The organism is Massilia arenae (assembly GCF_008014745.1).
Classification (GTDB): Bacteria; Pseudomonadota; Gammaproteobacteria; order Burkholderiales; family Burkholderiaceae_D; genus Telluria; species Telluria arenae.
Genome location: NZ_VPFD01000029.1, coordinates 1 through 16,388 on the forward strand (window position 1 = coordinate 1; position 16,388 = coordinate 16,388).

Consider the following 16,388-nt stretch of genomic DNA (forward strand, 5'->3'; position numbering starts at 1 on the left):
CCAGCCTGTATCAAGGGCTTTGGACTGGGCGAAAACATCCGCAACAAGAACGACGAAATCGACGCTGGTCTTATCGCGCGCTACTGCGCGGCGATGAGCCCAGATCCTTGGACTCCGCCTCCGCTTGAGCAGCGCCAGCTGCGTGCATGGACCTTGCGCGTCCAGTCCCTGAAGGACATTCGGCAGCAGGAAGAGAACCGCATAGAGGCGCACATGGTGGCTGGGCTGAGAGACGTTGCAGCCAACGTTGCCGAGCACATCAAGTGGCTCGATGCCGAGATTCGAAAGCTCCAGGATGANGCGATCGCCACGACGCTCCACGCTGAGGGCTTCAATGTCAGCGTGGTCAATCCAGCCTGTATCAAGGGCTTTGGACTGGGCGAGAACATCCGCAACAAGAACGACGAAATCGACGCTGGTCTTATCGCGCGCTACTGCGCGGCGATGAGCCCAGATACTTGGACTCCACCTCCGCTTGAGCAGCGCCAGCTGCGTGCATGGACCTTGCGCGTCCAGTCCCTGAAGGACATTCGGCAGCAGGAAGAGAATCGCATAGAGGCGCACATGGTGGCTGGGCTGAGAGACGTTGCAGCCAACGTTGCCGAGCACATCAAGTGGCTCGATGCCGAGATTCGAAAGCTCCAGGATGAGATCGACGACCACATCGACAGGCATCCTGGATTGAAGAACGATGCGGCACTCATCGCCAGCATCCCTGGCCTGGGGGCGACGACGGTCGCCCGAGTACTGGGCCACCTTGGCGACATCCGACGCTTCAAGAATGCGAAAGCCTTCGCCGCTTTTCTGGGCCTTACCCCAAAACAGAGAGCATCAGGCACGTCGCTCAAAGGCCGAACGATGGTGAGCAAAACAGGCAATAGCTCACTACGGGCCGCGCTCTTCATGCCGAGCATGGTCGCACGCCGCCACAACCCTATCCTTCGTCAATTTGCCGAACGCCTTCTAGCGAACGGCATGGCCAAGCGAGCGGTGATCAGCGCCGTNACGACGGTCGCCCGAGTACTGGGCCACCTTGGTGACATCCGACGCTTCAAGAATGCGAAAGCCTTCGCCGCTTTTCTGGGGCTTACCCCAAAACAGAGAACATCAGGCACGTCGCTCAAAGGCCGAACGATGGTGAGCAAAACGGGCAACACATCGCTACGGGCAGCGCTATTCATGCCGAGCATGGTCGCACGCCGCCACAACCCTATCCTTCGTCAATTTGCCGAACGCCTTCTAGCGAACGGCATGGCCAAGCGAGCGGTGATCAGCGCCGTCACACATAAGCTGGCACACCTGATCTATGGCGTCATCCGAACCGGCAAGCCGTTTGACGCCAATTACCTTCACAAAAATCTTGCAATCCAAGACGGTATCTGACCCTAATTGGAGGGGGGTTAGGCGGGGAGTGAGGTGTTGGGGAGCGAGGCGGAGAAGGTGCTGCCTTTGCCGGGATGCGAGGTGATTGTCAGCTTGCCGCCGTGGCGCAGCAGGACGTGCTTGACGATCGCCAGGCCGAGGCCGGTGCCCTGGGTTTCGCGCGAGCGGCTCTTGTCGACGCGGTAGAAACGCTCGGTCAGGCGCGGGATGTGTTCGGGGTCGATGCCGATGCCGCAATCCGTTACCGCGAAACTCAGCGCATCCGCGCCGCGGGTCCAGGCCAGGCGGATCGTACCGCCGTTGGGCGAGTAGCGCACCGCGTTCGAGGCCAGGTTGGCGAAGGCGCTGCGCAGTTCTTCCATGCTGCCCATCACGTCGGGGCCGTCAACCGCCACGTCGATCGTGTGCCGGCCGCCCGAGAGCGCGCGCGCCTCGGCGGCGATCGAGTCGATCAGGCTGCGTATGTCCACCCGCTCGCGCTTCATGGGATATTCGTCGGACTCCAGCCGCGACAGGGTCAGCATGTCCTGGATCAGGCGCTGCATGCGGTGCGCCTGCTCCGTCATCAGGTTCAGGTGCGACATCCGCGTGGCGACGTCGATGCCCGGATCGGACAGCGCGATCTCGAGGAAGCCCACGATCACCGTCAGCGGCGTGCGCAGCTCGTGCGAGGCGTTGGCGATGAAGTCGCGCCGCATCGCTTCGATGCGCTCGGTGTCGGTGGCGTCGTGCGTCACCAGGATCTGGCGCCGGTTCTCGAACGGGATGATGCGGCATTCCAGCTTGCGGCCGCGGAACGATAGCGTCAACGGCTGCTCGTAGCGCCCCAGCACGATGTAGTCGATGAAGTCCGGATGGCGCACCAGGTTCGTGACGCGCAGGCCCTTGTCGCGCTCCATCGTCAGGCCCAGGTGACGCTCGACCGCCGGATTGCACCACTCCAGGAACAGCACGTCGTCCATGATGGCAACGCCTTCCGGCAGCAGGTGCATCGCCTGGCGGAAGCGCGCCAGCCATTCGGTCAGTTCGGCCTGGTGGCGCTCGTCGTCGCGCCGCAGGCGGTACAGACGGGCAAACGCATCGGTCCAGGCGCCCCAGCCGTCCGGCAGGCGCGTGCTGTGCGGCTCTTCCAGCCACTCGCCCAGCTTGTACAGGTACGACAATTGCGTGAACACGGCGACCGCCATCCCGGCCAGCGCCAGCGCCAGCGCGGCCACGAGACCGAACCACCACCACACCACGCCGGACACGGCGAACAGCAGCGCCGTGCGCAGCAGCGCCGGCACCCAGAACAACAGCTTGGGATTCATCGCTTCCTTCGACACCGCTTATTTCTCGGACAGCATGTAGCCGACGCTGCGCACCGTGCGGATCAAGCCATCGGCGCTTTTCAATGCCTTGCGCAGGCGCAGCACGTGCACGTCGACCGTGCGCTCCTCGATCACGGCATGGTCGCCCCACACCTTGTCGAGCAGCTGGGCGCGCGAGAACACGCGCTCCCGATGCGCCATCAGGTACTTCAAGAGCTTGTACTCGGCATTGCCGATGTCGATCTGCTGGTTCTCCACCGTGACGGTGCAGCTGTTCGGATCGAGCGTCACCGTGCCGGCACGCAGCGGCGCCTCGGCCAGGTGCGGCGATTTGCGGCGCAGCAGCGCGCGTGAACGCGCCAGCAGTTCGCGCGGCGAGAACGGCTTGGTGATGTAGTCGTCGGCGCCGTTGTTCAGGCCCGCCAGCTTGTCCTCTTCCATGCTCTTTGCCGTCAGCATGATCACCGGCAGGTCCTGGAAGTCGCGGTCGGCGCGCAGGCGCGACAGCAAACGCAGGCCGCTCTGGTCGGGCAGCATCCAGTCGAGCAGCAGCAGGTCGGGCTTGCCCCGGCTGATGCTCTCCCAGGCGCCGGCGGTGGTGTCGGCGGTGCGGATGTCCCAGCCAGCCTCGCGCAGAGAATACGTCACCAGCTCGACGATCGCCGGCTCGTCTTCAACGACCAGGACCGAGGTGTTGTCTGCCATCGTGTTATTCCGCCACCTGGTCGAGCACTACCTTGCTGTGACGGATGTCGCGGCCTTCGACCACGTAGATCACGTACTCGGCGATGTTCTTGGCGTGGTCGCCGATGCGCTCGATCGCCTTCGCCACCCACAGCGTGTCCAGCGCCGACGAGATCGTGCGCGGGTCTTCCATCATATAGGTAACCATGCTGCGCAGGATGGTGCGGAACTCGTGGTCAATCACCTCGTCGCCGGCGATGATCTGCAAGGCCTGCTTGCCGTCCAGGCGCGCAAACGCATCCAGCGAATCGTGCAACAGTTCCGAGGTCGCCTTGGCGATGGTGCGGATCATGTCGTAGTGGGCGAAGCCCGTAACGCCGCGCTCGTGCAAGCTCTTGGCGGTGCGCGCGACCTTGGTCGCCTCGTCGCCGATGCGCTCCAGGTCGGTGATGACCTTGATGGTGGCCATCACGGTGCGCAGGTCATTGGCGGTCGGCTGGCGCTTGACGATCAGGTGGCTGCAGGCGTCGTCGAGCGAGACTTCGAGCTGGTTGACGGCCTGGTCTTCGGCCATCACGCGCTCGGCGCGCGGGATGTCGCCGATGCGGAAGCACTCGAGCGCTTCCTCGAACTGGGTTTCCACCATGCCGCCCATCAGCAAGACCTGGGAACGGATGCCCTCGAGTTCCTGGTCGTACTGCTTGGATGAATGCTCGCCTGTCATAACTTCTCCGTCAAATTTTCTTGTGAAGCCGGCGGGGGCCGGCAAAATGAGCAACCGGTAGAATCAGCCGAAGCGGCCGGTAATATAGTCTTGCGTTTCCTTGCGCGCCGGATTCATGAAGATCTGGTCGGTCTCGCCGAATTCGACCAGCTCGCCAAGATACATGTAGGCAGTGTAATCCGAGCAACGCGCGGCTTGTTGCATATTATGGGTCACGATGGTGATCGTGTAATCCTGCTTCAGCTCGCTGATCAGTTCTTCGATCTTGGCGGTCGAGATCGGGTCCAGCGCCGAGGTCGGTTCGTCGAGCAGCAGGACGTCTGGCTTGACCGCCACGCCGCGCGCGATGCACAGGCGCTGCTGCTGGCCGCCCGACAGCGACAGGCCGCTCTTGTTCAATTTGTCCTTGGCTTCTTCCCACAGGGCCGCCTTTTTCAGGGCCCACTCGACGCGCTCGTCCATCTCGCCCTTCGACAGGTTTTCGTACAGGCGCACGCCGAAGGCGATGTTGTCGTAGATCGACATCGGGAATGGGGTCGGCTTCTGGAACACCATGCCGACCTTGGCGCGCAGCATGTTGACGTCGACACCCGGCTCCAGGATGTTGCGGCCGCGGTACATGATCGAGCCTTCGGCGCGCTGGCCCGGGTACAGGTCGTACATCCGGTTCAGCGTGCGCAGCAGGGTCGACTTGCCGCAGCCCGACGGGCCGATAAAGGCCGTCACCTGCTTGGCGTGGATGTCGAGCGAGACATCCTTGAGGCTCTGCGTCTTACCGTAAAAAAAGTTCAGGCCTTCGATTTCGATCGTCTTGGCTTTTGCAGCGGCCGGGGTCGGAGTCGTATTGAGCATGGCTTGGTTCATCACTTTGTCTTTTATCAGGGTAGATTAACGCGGAGTTTTTTGGCTAAACAGGGTCCGCGACAGGATGTTCAGCAACAGCACGGTAGCAGTCACCAGCAGTGCGCCGGCCCAGGCCAGCGAGCGCCAGTCGTCATACGGGCTCATGGCGTAGGTGTAGATCACCACCGGCAGGTTGGCCAGCGGCGCGTTCATGTCGTTGCTGTAGAACTGGTTGTTCAGCGCGGTGAACAGCAGCGGCGCGGTCTCACCGGTGACGCGGGCAATCGCCAGCAGCACGCCGGTCACGACGCCGGCCTTGACGGCGCGCAGGCGCACCGTGATCGCCACCTTCCAGTGCGGCGCACCGAGGGCGTAGGCGGCTTCAAGCAGGCTGGCTGGCACCAGGCGCAGCATATTGTCGGTCGTACGCACCACCACCGGCACCGCGATCAGGGACAGCGCGATGGCGCCGGCGTAGCCCGAGAAGTGCTGCACATTGGCCACGTAGATCGCGTACACGAACAGGCCGATCACGATCGATGGCGCCGAAAGCATGATGTCGGTCACGAAGCGCGTGATCTGTGCGAACTTGTTGTTCTCGCCGTACTCTGCCAGATAGATGCCGGCCAGGATGCCGATCGGGGTCGAGACCAGGGTCGACAGGCCGACCATCATCACGCTACCGACAATGGCGTTGCGCAAGCCGCCACCCGGGGTGCCCGGGGCTGGCGTATCGGCCGTCAGCAGGGTCGAGCTCAAGCCGCCCAGGCCGTTGTACAGCAGGGTCCACAAGATCCAGGCCAGGAAGGCCAGGCCGATGCCCATGGCGCACACCGACAGGGTAATGCCGATGCGGTGCGCCAGCAGGCGCTTGCGATAAACAGGGTTCTTGACAGCGTTATTCATTATTTGGTGCCTTCGTTACGCGACATACCCACCAGCATCAGCTTGGCGGCCGACAGCACGATGAAGGTGATGCCGAACAGGATCAGGGCCAGCGCAAACAGCGACGACGAATGCAGCGCGGTAGCTGCTTCGGCAAACTCGTTGGCCAGGGTCGACGAAATCGAATTACCCGGCGAGAACAGCGACGCCGACAGCGAGTGGGCATTACCGATCACGAAGGTGACTGCCATGGTCTCGCCCAGCGCGCGGCCCAGGCCCAGCATCACGCCGCCCACCACACCGTTGCGGGTGTACGGCAGCACGACCTTGCGCACCACTTCCCACCGGGTGCAGCCCAGGCCATACGCCGATTCCTTGAGCACGGTCGGCACGATCTCGAACACGTCGCGCATCACCGAAGCGATGAAGGGAATGATCATGATCGCCAGGATCAGGCCGGCGGTCATGATGCCGATGCCCATGGTCGGTCCCTGGAAGATGGCCCCGATGATCGGCAGCTGGCCGATGGTTTCCTTCAGCGCCGGCTGCACGTACTCCGCGAACAAGGGCGCAAACACGAACAGGCCCCACATGCCGTAGATGATCGACGGCACGCCGGCCAGCAGCTCGACCGCGGTGCCCAGCGGGCGGCGCAGCCAGGCCGGGCAAATCTCGGTGAGGAACAGGGCGATCCCGAAACTGATCGGGAACGCGACCGCCAGCGCGATGATCGAGGTGGCCAGCGTGCCCCAGATCGCGATCATGGCGCCGAATTCGTCGTTCACCGGATCCCATTCGACGCGGGTGATGAAGCCCGGCCCGAACTGGCTGAATGCCGGCGCGGCGCCGATCGCCAGCGAGATGATGATTCCGACCAGCACCAGCAGCACCGAAGCGGCGAACAGCAAGGTGATCTTGTGGAAGAAGAAGTCCTGGATACGCTGGTTGCGCATGGTGCCGCGCAAGGCTTCGTAGTGGCGGGCGTCTTCGGCTGCGGCCTTGTCGGACAGGTCGTTTACGGTGACGGATGGGTGGGCGCTCATGGTCTTATGGACTCGTTATCAATATCGTTTTGTCAATATCGCTGGCATGCGGAAAGACCGGTCGCGCCGGCCCTTCCGGGTTGAGGAAATGTGGATTACCAGAGCGCCTTGCCGGACGCGTCCTTCAGGTTGGCGCGCCAGGCATCCTGCACCAGCTTGGCGACTTCGGCCGGCATCGGCACGTAGTCCAGTTCGGCGGCCGACGGCGCGCCGTTCTTGTACGCCCAGTCGAAGAACTTCAGCACTTGCTGGCCCTTGGCGGCAGCCTGGGTCTTGTGGACCAGGATGTAGGAGGCGCCGGTCACGGGCCATGCGCCCTTGCCAGCCTGGTTGGTCAGGACCACCGCGAAGCCCGGGGTGCCCTTCCAGTCGGCGCCGGCGGCGGCGGCCTTGAAGGCGTCGTCCGAAGGCTGCAGCCAGCTGCCGTCAGCGCCTTGCAGCTGGGTGTGCGACATCTTGTTCTTCTTGGCGTAGGCCCACTCGACGTAGCCGATGCCGCCCTTGATGCGTTGCACGTTGGCGGCCACGCCTTCATTGCCCTTGCCGCCCACGCCCACTGCCCACTTGACGGTGGTGCCGGCGCCGATGGTCGATTTCCAGGTCGGGCTGACCTTGCTCAGGTAGTCGGTCCACAGGAACGAGGTGCCCGAGCTGTCGGCGCGGCGCACGACGGTGATGTCGGTGGCCGGCAGCTTGACGCCCGGGTTCAGCGCGGCGATCTGCGGCGCGTTCCACTTGACGATCTTGCCCATGTAGATGTCGGCGATGACGGCGCCGCTCAGTTTCATCTGGCCCGGGGCGATGCCGTCCAGGTTCACGATCGGCACCACGCCGCCCATGATGGCCGGGAACTGGAACAGGCCCGCGGCATTCAGTTCATTCGCTGCCAGCGGCATGTCGGACGCGCCGAAGTCGACGGTCTTGGCCTTGATCTGCTTGATGCCGGCGCCCGAACCCACCGACTGGTAGTTCAGGCCGACGCCGGACGCCGCCTTGTACAGCTCGGCCCACTTGGCATAGATCGGGTATGGGAAGGTCGCGCCGGCGCCGGTGATGTTGACGTTCTGGGCGCTGGCGGAAAATGCCGTTGCAGCCAGGGCGATCGAGACGAAGAAGTGCTTCATGCGCATATCGGATCCTTTGGAAGTGACACCACGGGACGGTCCCGCTGACGATGAGCCGCAGTCTAACGGGCGAATGTGACAGGTTCATGACATATTTGGCCAATGTGACATGAACATGACACGCGCGCAAGGATGTCATCCCCGGGCGCGACGCGGCGCGCGGATGGAAATCGGCGTCAGCCGAATATAGTCATGTTCCGCATTGTGGGCACTTGTAAATACACCATTGCCTGCTAACCTGAGATGGTAGTCATGACATGGAGGGGATGCCGACAGGCGTTTTGTTTTATATGTTAGATCTGATGGTGATGGGGATACTGAGCGGACTGGCCGCCCTCGTGGCGTTCGAGATTTACCAGGAAGTGCGCGGCAGTTCCTCCGATTTACACGACCGCTATCACGAATAGCGCATGGCCCGCTCAGTGGGCCAATACAGCAGACGGCGAGGCCGATGGCGCTCGCCGCTTGTCGTATACAAGGCGCTATTGTCGAACTGCCGCCTTCATGACATTTATCGCATGAAGCGCGCCAGCGCCGTCACCGCGGCCAGGTCGGGCTGCAGGAACTGGAAGCCGACCTTGAATTCGCCGCTGCTGAAAATGCAATACGACACCTTGACCCGCGTATTGATGGTGAAGAAGCTGCCCTCGACCAGCAGGTCGAAGGCCAGTTGTCCGCCCTGCCCGACCGCCAGCGGATCGGCCAGGTTGATGCTCACGCCGTTGGCGCCGACGTCGGTGGTCTTGCCGCCGACGGGCGGCTGGCCGTCGATGGCGATCATCGCCTTGGTGCGGTACACCTTGCGTGGAGATTTCCTTTGGTCTTGATACACGTGTTTAGCCGAATACAGTGAACAAGACACAATTATAGAATCTTTCGAGAAATCCGACAGACAATAGCCCAGCCCGCTGGGCAGGTATTGACGATCAGTCGACCTCGCGCAATTTATTAAACGCCTCCTCGATGCGTTCGACGGTAATGATGCGCATACCCTCGATCTTGCCCTTCGGCGCATTCGATTTCGGGATCACAGCCAGCGAGAAGCCCAGCTTGGCCGCCTCGCGCAGGCGTTCCTGGCCGCGCGGCGCCGGCCGGATCTCGCCGGCCAGGCCGACCTCGCCGAACACCACCAGCCCGCGCGGCAGCGGCTTGTTGCGCATCGACGAGTTGATCGCCAGGAGCACGGCAAGATCGGCCGCCGGTTCGGTGATCTTGACGCCGCCGACCGCATTGATGAACACGTCCTGGTCGAAAGCCGCGATGCCGGCGTGCCGGTGCAGCACCGCCAGCAGCATCGCCAGGCGATTCTGTTCCAACCCAACGGACAGGCGGCGCGCGTTGGGCAGGTGGCTGGTGTCGACCAGTGCCTGGATCTCCACCAGCAGCGGCCTCGTGCCCTCCTGCGTCACCATCACGCAGGAACCCGGCACCTGGCTGTCGTGCTGCGACAGGAACAGGGCGGACGGATTCGACACGCCCTTCAGGCCTTTCTCGGTCATCGCGAACACGCCCAGCTCGTTCACCGCGCCGAAGCGGTTCTTGATCGCCCGCACCAGGCGATAGCTCGACTGCGTATCGCCTTCGAAGTACAGCACGGTATCGACGATGTGTTCCAGCACGCGCGGGCCGGCCAGCGCGCCCTCCTTGGTGACGTGGCCGACCAGGATGATGGTGACGCCGGTCTGCTTGGCCACCCGCGTGAGCTGGGCCGCGCACTCGCGCACCTGGGCCACCGAGCCGGGGGCCGACGTGAGCGCATCCGAATACATGGTCTGGATCGAGTCGATCACCACCACGTCGGGCTTCAAGTCGGCGATGGTGCCGAGGATTTTCTCGAGCTGGATCTCGGCCTGCAATTTCAGGTCTTTCGCATCCACCGCCAGGCGCTTGGCGCGCAGCGCGATCTGGGCGCCGGATTCTTCGCCGCTGACGTAGAGGGTGCTGCGGACGGTGGAAAGGCTCGACAGCGCCTGCAGCAGCAGGGTCGACTTGCCGATGCCGGGGTCGCCGCCGATCAGGACCACGCCGCCGGCCACCAGGCCGCCGCCCAGCACGCGGTCGAATTCCTCGATGCCGGTGCCGAAGCGCGGCACGTCGATCGCCTCGATGTCGGCCAGGGACAGCACCGGCGCGGTCTGCGCCAGGCTGCGGTGCGGGGTCTGCGACATGCGATTGACGCCCGGCGTGTCGACCACCGTCTCGACCATGGTGTTCCAGGCCTTGCAGTCGGCGCACTGGCCGGTCCAGCGGGTGGAGATCGCGCCGCACTCGCTGCAGGTGTAATTGGTTTTTGCTTTTGCCATCGTATCTATATGGGGATTGTCGGGCCGCGGTTCAACCGTCGGTGCCGAGACGGCCTTCGGTCACGCGCACGCGCGGCGCCAGTGCGCACATCAGCTCATAGCCGATGGTGCCGGCGGCCTGGGCCACGTCGTCGATCGGCAATCCATCGCCCCACAGGGTGACCTTGCTGCCGATGCGGGCGTTGGGGATGGGCGTCAGGTCGACGGTCATCATGTCCATCGAGACCCGGCCGACCAGGGTGGTGCGCACGCCGTCGACGATCACCGGCGTGCCGTGCGGCGCGCTGCGCGGGTAGCCGTCGGCATAGCCGCAGGCCACCACGCCGATCGTCATCGGGCCTTCAGCCTCGAAGCGGCTGCCGTAGCCGACCGTGTCGCCCGGCCCGATATGCTGGATGCCGATCACTTCCGAGCGCAGGGTCATGGTAGGACGCAGGCCGAACTCCTGGGCGCTGCGGCCGCCCGGCGTGCCGCCGTACAGCATGATGCCGGGCCGGACCCAGTCGTTCGACAGCTGGTCGGCGAGTTCGGCCTGGTGCAGCACGCCGCCCGAATTCGACAGGCTGCGCTCGCCGGCCAGGTCGGCCGCCCCCAGCTGGAAGCGCCGCACCTGCTCGGCGATCGTCAGGCGCGGATGTTCCAGTTCGTCGGCATTGGCGAAATGGGTCATGTGGGTGATCGAGCGCACGTCGCGGATCGCGTGCAGGCGCTGCCAGGCGGCGGCATATTCAGCGGGCGGAAAGCCCAGGCGGTTCATCCCGGTGTTCATCTTGAGGTAGACGTCGATCGGGCGGTACAGCTGGGTGTACTCGAGCAGCTTGACCTGCTCGATGCTGTGCACGGCGGTGGCGATATTGTGCTCGGCCAGCAGGGGCACGTCGGCCGCTTCGAAGAATCCCTCTAATAAAAGAATCGGCTTGATCCAGCCGAGTTGGCGCAGGCGGATCGCGCTTTCCAGCTCGACCAGCGCCAGGCCGTCGGCGCTGGCGAAGCCGCGCAGCGCGCGTTCCAGGCCGTGGCCGTAGGCATCGGCTTTCACGACGGCCCAGATCTTCGCCAGCGGCGCGCAAGTGCGCGCCTGGGCGAGGTTGTGTTGCATGGAATCGAGGTGGATGGTGGCAAAGAGCGGGCGCGACATGGCAATCTTTTAAGAAAAACGGAAGGAATCCGGTATAAAACGTCAAGTGCCTATTTTACCGGAGCGGGCCGCGCGGCGGCGGCGTCGCACCGTTTCCCGTTTCGCCTGTCTATGCATTCATGGTATAAAGCAACCCGGACCAGATTTGTGAATTCTCGAATGAACCGTGGTTTCTATACCATCATGGCGGCGCAGTTCTTCTCGTCGCTGGCGGATAACGCGCTCCTGTTTGTCGCGATCAGCCTGCTCGTCGCCATGGATGCGCCGGCATCGCTGACTCCGTTGCTGAAGCTGTCGTTCGTGCTGTTCTACGTCTTGCTCGCCGCTTTCGTGGGCGCCTTCGCCGATGCGCTGCCCAAGGGGCGCGTGATGTTCATCGCGAACATCATCAAGGTCTTCGGCTGTGCGCTGATGTTCTTCACCATCCATCCCCTGATCTCGTATGCCGTGGTCGGCTTCGGCGCGGCCGTGTATTCGCCTGCCAAGTACGGCATCCTGACCGAACTGCTGCCGCCCGAAAAACTCGTGCCCGCCAATGGCTGGATCGAGGGGCTGACCGTGATGTCGATCATTCTCGGCACCGTGCTCGGCGGCACCCTGGTGAGCGAGCGCGGCACGGCCTTCCTGCTGTCGTTCGATACCTTCGCGAGCCTGGGCCTCACGACCGGCGCCGAAGCCGCGATGGCGGTGGTGGTCGGCATCTATCTCCTGGCCGCCCTGTTCAACCTGCGCATTCCGGACACCGGCGCCCGCTACGAGCACCAGGAACGCAATCCAGCCAAGCTGATCGCCGACTTCGCCAACTGCTCGGCCACCTTGTGGCGCGACAAGCTGGGCCAGATTTCGCTGGCAGTGACGACGCTGTTCTGGGGCGCTGGCGCCACCCTGCAATTCATCGTGCTGAAATGGGCCGAGCGCTCGCTCGGCATGCCGCTGGACAAGGCCACCAACCTGATCGGCGTGGTCGCGATCGGCGTGGCGCTGGGCGCGGCGATGGCGGCGCGCATGATCCCGCTGCGCAAGTCGCTGACGGTGATCCCGATGGGCATCATCATGGGCCTGGTCGTGACCAGCATGGTATTCGTGCACTCGGTGACGGTGGCCTACCCGCTGCTGGCCCTGATCGGCTTCCTGTCGGGCTTCTTCGTGGTGCCGATGAACGCGCTGCTGCAGCACCGCGGCCATGTGTTGATGAGCGCGGGCCACTCGATCGCGGTGCAGAACTTCAACGAGAACCTGTCGATCCTGGTGATGCTGGCCGCCTACGCGGTGATGATCACCCTGAACCTGGACCTGGACATCATCATCGTCATCTTCGGCCTGTCGGTCGCCGGCATCATGCTCCTGATCCAACGCCGCCACACCCTCAACCAGCGCGAACACGACTCGCTCGGCCTGATCGGCGAAGGCAAACACTAACCCCCCAGAACCCCAATGAGGGTCAGTGTCGAATTGTTTGACAACGTTTCGCGTCAGCCATTGCTCGGCGCGCGAACAAAAGCGCTGGTTACCACCAGCACTTGCTCGGGCAGCACACTCTGTCCCCGATTACTCGCTGACGCGGAAAATTGCTCAACAAATCGACTCTGACCCTAATTATTTTGCAACGAAATTGGGGAGCGTTAGGCAATGTACTTTCAGCGCATTCCGCTGCGGCTCAGCATCCTCCTCATTCATTGCCACACCTCAACTTAAACAGATCCAGCCAGCAAAAAAATAATTAGGGTCAGTGTCGATTTATTGGGCAATTCCTCAAAGTTGTCAAACAATTCGACTCTGACCCTCATTGCTTACTGTCGAGTCGGCCACCTGTAAAGGGAGGACTCGGGGGCGAATTACCGGGGGAGGCGGAAAGTTGTCAAACAATTTGACACTGACCCTCATTGGAGGGTCAGGCTGGCTTGGTCAGCTGCATTTGTGCGGCGCGGGAGCGCCAGTCGGTGGGGACGATAAAGCCGCGGTCGACTTCTTCGATGAAATCGTCGTGGCGGCGCATGGTGGCGATCAGTACTGGTGTGCCGGAGGATGTGAATTGGTCCGTCAGGGCGGCGTGCAGTTCGGGACGGTTCATCAGTGGCGTTGCGGGATCTGTGCGCAATGGGGCGAGCCACTGGAGCTTGGGCAGGAGCAAGAATTCCTCGCCAGCGATGTCATCGATCTCGTCCAGGGCGCACCAGAAGCCGCGGCAGTGGGCGGCCGTGATGCCTCGCATCGCGGGCCAGTTGCCGGATGGGTAGAACAGCCAGCCCTTGACCAGGGCTTGCGCCTGGGTCACGGGGAGCGGCAGCAGCGCCTGTGCCGCCGGATGATCGCCCAGCGCCAGCTGGCGCTCGAAGACCTTGCGCATCTTGAGGCCCAGGGTGTCGGCCAGGTTGGGGCCGACCAGGGCGTCGAACTCGTTCGATCCGCCGCCATCGAGCAGGTAGAACTTGGTGGCGATTTCGATGTGCGTTAGCGCCCCCGGCCCGTTCTCGAGCAGGAAGTCGAACTCACCCACCGTGTCGTTGCGGCTGGCGCGCACCTGCAGGCCGTGGCGCACCAGTCGGCCCTGCTCTGCGAAATAAAAGGCCATCAGTTTTTCGGCGTACAGGCCAAGCCGGGTGTAGGTCTTGTCGCCCAAGGCCGCGTCGAGCCTGGCGGGGTCCAGGTCGAGTCGGGCCAGCCAGTCGGCCGCGTCTTGCGTGACGGGGCCCAGTGTAGCGATGCGGCCGGCCCACTCAGGCGCGGCCGCGTCGAGCAGGTCGGGCGAGTCGAGCAGCCAGGCCAGTGCGCGCACCCGGTCCTGCCGCAGGTGCCCCCAGCGGCGGTGAAAGCCGGCCTGGTAACTAGCCGCGCGGTCCAAGGGATCGCGCCCGGCACAGGTCGGCCCAGGCCTGGGCCTTGTTTTCGCCGCGCAGCAGCAGCTCGCCCGGATGCAGGGTCGCCACCAGCGGCACCTCGCCCAGGCGATGGACCTCGCCGCGGGCGCCGGCCAGCGGCTCTTGCAGCGCGCGGCCCAGCAGGCCGTTGGTCGCGACCTGGCCCAGGGTCAGCACGGTCGTGGCCCCTGTGAGCGCCAGCTCGCGTTCGACGAAGGGACGGCAGGCGGCAATCTCGCCCGGCGTCGGCGCGCGGTCGCCGCCTTTCGCGTTCAGCGGCCGGCATTTGACCAGCGGGGTGACATAGACATCGCGCTCGCGCGCCAGCCCGACCGCGTGCAGCATATTGTCGAGCAGCTTGCCGGCGTCGCCCGTGAGCGGCTGACCGGCCTCTTCGTCGAGCGCGCTCGGGGTGCCGGCCGCGATCAGCCAGCGCGCCTGGCGCGGACCGGCGCCGTACACCGGCTTGCGGCCTTCGCCGCAGGCGCAATCCTTGCAAGCGACGATCGCCTGGCGCAGCCCGGCCCAGTCCAGATTGGCGACGTCGGGCGCCGCCGGTTCGGGCGCGGCGCTGTCGTCCCAGGCCGAGTCGTCGGCAACCGGCGGCGGATTGCGGTAAGGCGGCGCGGACAGCGGCGTGTGGGCGCGCGCGGCCGGTGCTGGCTCAGGTGCCGGTGCGGACACAGGCGCAGGTGCAGCAACAGGTGCCACTGCAGGCGCTGCTGCAGGCGCAACGGCTTCCGGCGCTGCCTCGACGACAGCCATTTCGGCCACCGGATCCGCCTCGGACTGCGGCATATCGCGCAGCTGCCACAGCGGGCCGATGCCCATCTCGGCCAGGAACAGCGCATCGCGCTGGCTCGTGTTCTTCATAAATCCAGTCTCATCACGATCGCATCCTCGCGGCTCGCCGGGCCGGCCGGATAATAGCCCTTGCGGCGGCCGATATGGACATAGCCATGGCGCCGATACACGTCCAGCGCCCGTTCGTTCGACGGCCGCACCTCGAGCAGGATCGAGGTCATGCCCTGGCTGCGCGCGCGCGCCGCGACCTCGTCGAGCAGGCGCCGGCCCAGGCCCTGGCGCTGGCGCTTGCCGGCCACGGCGACGTCGAGCAGGTGCGCCTCGTCGAGCGCGTACATCAGCAGATAGTAGCCGGCCAGCTCGCCGGCCGCATCGCGCACGGTCCAGCAGTCGTAGCCGCTGACCATGGAATCGACGAAGTTACCACGGCTCCAGGGATAGGGAAAGACGCCGCATTCGAGCGCCCATACCTCGTCCACGTCGGCCGCCGTCATCGGGGCCAGACGCAAGCCGGTGCCTTCCAGCTCCCTCATGCGCCAGCCTTGGCCTGATTGATTGCCTGACGCTCGGCGCTCGTATACGCGACCTTGTTGCGCAGGTAGATCGGCTGGGCCTGGGCCGCAGGCACGCCCTGCTCCGCCGCCAGCGCGGCGCGCGCCAGCAGCGCCAGCTCGCGCGCATGCGGCACGATCTCGGGCAAGGCGGCTTGCGCGAACGGCTTGCCGGCGAAGGCGTCGGCATACTCTGCGAAGCCATTACCGCAAGCTTGCAGGCCCTCTGCCGCGAGCGGCGCCACGTCCTGCGGCGCCGACAGGGTCGGCGCCACCACCTCGCTCCAGCCACCATCGAGGAACCGGTACTGGGCCCAATACACCTCGCCCATGCGCGCATCCAGCACCGCCAGCACTTCGCCAGCGCCGGTGGCGGCGCGGCAGGCTTCGGCCATCGCCTCCAGCGTCACCAGCGGCAGCACAGGTAGTTTGGCGCCATAGGCCAGGCCCTGGGCCACGCCGCAGGCGGTGCGCACGCCGGTGAAGGAGCCGGGACCGGCGCCGAAAGCGACGGCGTCGCAATCGGCCAGCGCGATGCCGGCCTCGTTCAACAACTCCTGCACCATGGGCAGGACCGATTGCGAGTGGCTGCGCACGCCGGGAGTCGAGCGCACGATGACGTTGTCCCCGACCAGCAGCGCGCAGGACGCCAGCTCGGCCGAGGTTTCGATAGCAAGGATGGTAGACATGCCGCTATTTTAACCTCTCGGCACGGCGCCTTCCATGGTGGCGCCGCGA

Annotated in this window: 16 protein-coding genes; 2 read left to right on the forward strand and 14 right to left on the reverse strand. The window is 64.4% G+C overall.

The features are described from left to right. The first annotated feature begins 213 nt into the window (after nt 1–213). On the forward strand, nt 214–1,383 hold the full coding sequence (locus tag FVD38_RS26565) for an IS110 family RNA-guided transposase (RefSeq protein WP_441294927.1): 1,170 nt from the start codon (nt 214–216) through the stop codon (nt 1,381–1,383). 17 nt (nt 1,384–1,400) lie between these two features. Here the strand turns inward: FVD38_RS26565 and phoR are convergent, their stop codons facing one another. From phoR to alr, 10 genes are all read right to left on the reverse strand, one after another. After that, entirely contained in the window at nt 1,401–2,693 is a 1,293-nt protein-coding gene (phoR, locus tag FVD38_RS21610; RefSeq protein WP_147936691.1) for a phosphate regulon sensor histidine kinase PhoR, read from the reverse strand. Nucleotides 2,694–2,711: 18 nt separating this feature from the next. Continuing rightward, a complete protein-coding gene (locus tag FVD38_RS21615) occupies nt 2,712–3,398 on the reverse strand; it encodes a response regulator (protein WP_123072181.1) in 687 nt (228 codons plus the stop codon). A gap of 4 nt (nt 3,399–3,402) precedes the next feature. Continuing rightward, entirely contained in the window at nt 3,403–4,101 is a 699-nt protein-coding gene (phoU, locus tag FVD38_RS21620; protein ID WP_147936692.1) for a phosphate signaling complex protein PhoU, read from the reverse strand. A gap of 63 nt (nt 4,102–4,164) precedes the next feature. Then, a complete protein-coding gene (pstB, locus tag FVD38_RS21625) occupies nt 4,165–4,953 on the reverse strand; it encodes a phosphate ABC transporter ATP-binding protein PstB (protein WP_174348361.1) in 789 nt (262 codons plus the stop codon). A gap of 36 nt (nt 4,954–4,989) precedes the next feature. Further along, nucleotides 4,990–5,850, reverse strand: a complete 861-nt coding sequence (gene pstA / locus FVD38_RS21630; RefSeq protein ID WP_147936693.1) for a phosphate ABC transporter permease PstA — start codon at nt 5,848–5,850, stop codon at nt 4,990–4,992. Next, entirely contained in the window at nt 5,850–6,872 is a 1,023-nt protein-coding gene (pstC, locus tag FVD38_RS21635; RefSeq protein WP_147936694.1) for a phosphate ABC transporter permease subunit PstC, read from the reverse strand. Before pstC ends, pstA begins: the two co-directional genes overlap by 1 nt. A gap of 95 nt (nt 6,873–6,967) precedes the next feature. Continuing rightward, nucleotides 6,968–8,002: a phosphate ABC transporter substrate-binding protein PstS gene (pstS, locus tag FVD38_RS21640; protein ID WP_147936695.1), complete on the reverse strand. Its 1,035-nt coding sequence runs from the start codon at nt 8,000–8,002 to the stop codon at nt 6,968–6,970. Nucleotides 8,003–8,507: 505 nt separating this feature from the next. Further along, nucleotides 8,508–8,858, reverse strand: a complete 351-nt coding sequence (locus FVD38_RS21645) for a PilZ domain-containing protein (protein WP_308617161.1) — start codon at nt 8,856–8,858, stop codon at nt 8,508–8,510. A 64-nt stretch (nt 8,859–8,922) separates the two neighbouring features. After that, nucleotides 8,923–10,299 (reverse strand): DNA repair protein RadA, encoded by a 1,377-nt coding sequence (gene radA / locus FVD38_RS21650; RefSeq protein ID WP_147936697.1) that lies wholly within the window; start codon nt 10,297–10,299, stop codon nt 8,923–8,925. 31 nt (nt 10,300–10,330) lie between these two features. Next, nucleotides 10,331–11,437 carry an alanine racemase gene (gene alr / locus FVD38_RS21655; protein ID WP_147936698.1) on the reverse strand — a complete coding sequence of 369 codons (1,107 nt, stop codon included), beginning with the start codon at nt 11,435–11,437 and terminating at the stop codon, nt 10,331–10,333. A gap of 159 nt (nt 11,438–11,596) precedes the next feature. On the opposite strand from alr, the gene lplT reads away from it, so the two are divergent. After that, nucleotides 11,597–12,856: a lysophospholipid transporter LplT gene (gene lplT / locus FVD38_RS21660; RefSeq protein ID WP_147936699.1), complete on the forward strand. Its 1,260-nt coding sequence runs from the start codon at nt 11,597–11,599 to the stop codon at nt 12,854–12,856. Nucleotides 12,857–13,328: 472 nt separating this feature from the next. Here lplT and FVD38_RS21665 read toward each other — a convergent pair whose 3' ends face one another. From FVD38_RS21665 to tsaB, 4 genes are read right to left on the reverse strand one after another with little or no spacing between them, the layout of a single operon-like run. Further along, the gene (locus FVD38_RS21665) at nt 13,329–14,279 is read right to left on the reverse strand and encodes a DUF1853 family protein (protein WP_147936700.1); all 951 of its coding nucleotides are present in this window, start codon (nt 14,277–14,279) and stop codon (nt 13,329–13,331) included. Further along, a complete protein-coding gene (locus FVD38_RS21670) occupies nt 14,263–15,168 on the reverse strand; it encodes a uracil-DNA glycosylase (RefSeq protein ID WP_147936701.1) in 906 nt (301 codons plus the stop codon). The genes FVD38_RS21665 and FVD38_RS21670 overlap by 17 nt, the downstream gene beginning before the upstream one ends. Continuing rightward, entirely contained in the window at nt 15,165–15,632 is a 468-nt protein-coding gene (gene rimI / locus FVD38_RS21675; RefSeq protein WP_147936702.1) for a ribosomal protein S18-alanine N-acetyltransferase, read from the reverse strand. Before rimI ends, FVD38_RS21670 begins: the two co-directional genes overlap by 4 nt. After that, nucleotides 15,629–16,339 carry a tRNA (adenosine(37)-N6)-threonylcarbamoyltransferase complex dimerization subunit type 1 TsaB gene (tsaB, locus tag FVD38_RS21680; RefSeq protein ID WP_147936703.1) on the reverse strand — a complete coding sequence of 237 codons (711 nt, stop codon included), beginning with the start codon at nt 16,337–16,339 and terminating at the stop codon, nt 15,629–15,631. The genes rimI and tsaB overlap by 4 nt, the downstream gene beginning before the upstream one ends. Nucleotides 16,340–16,388: the final 49 nt, after the last annotated feature.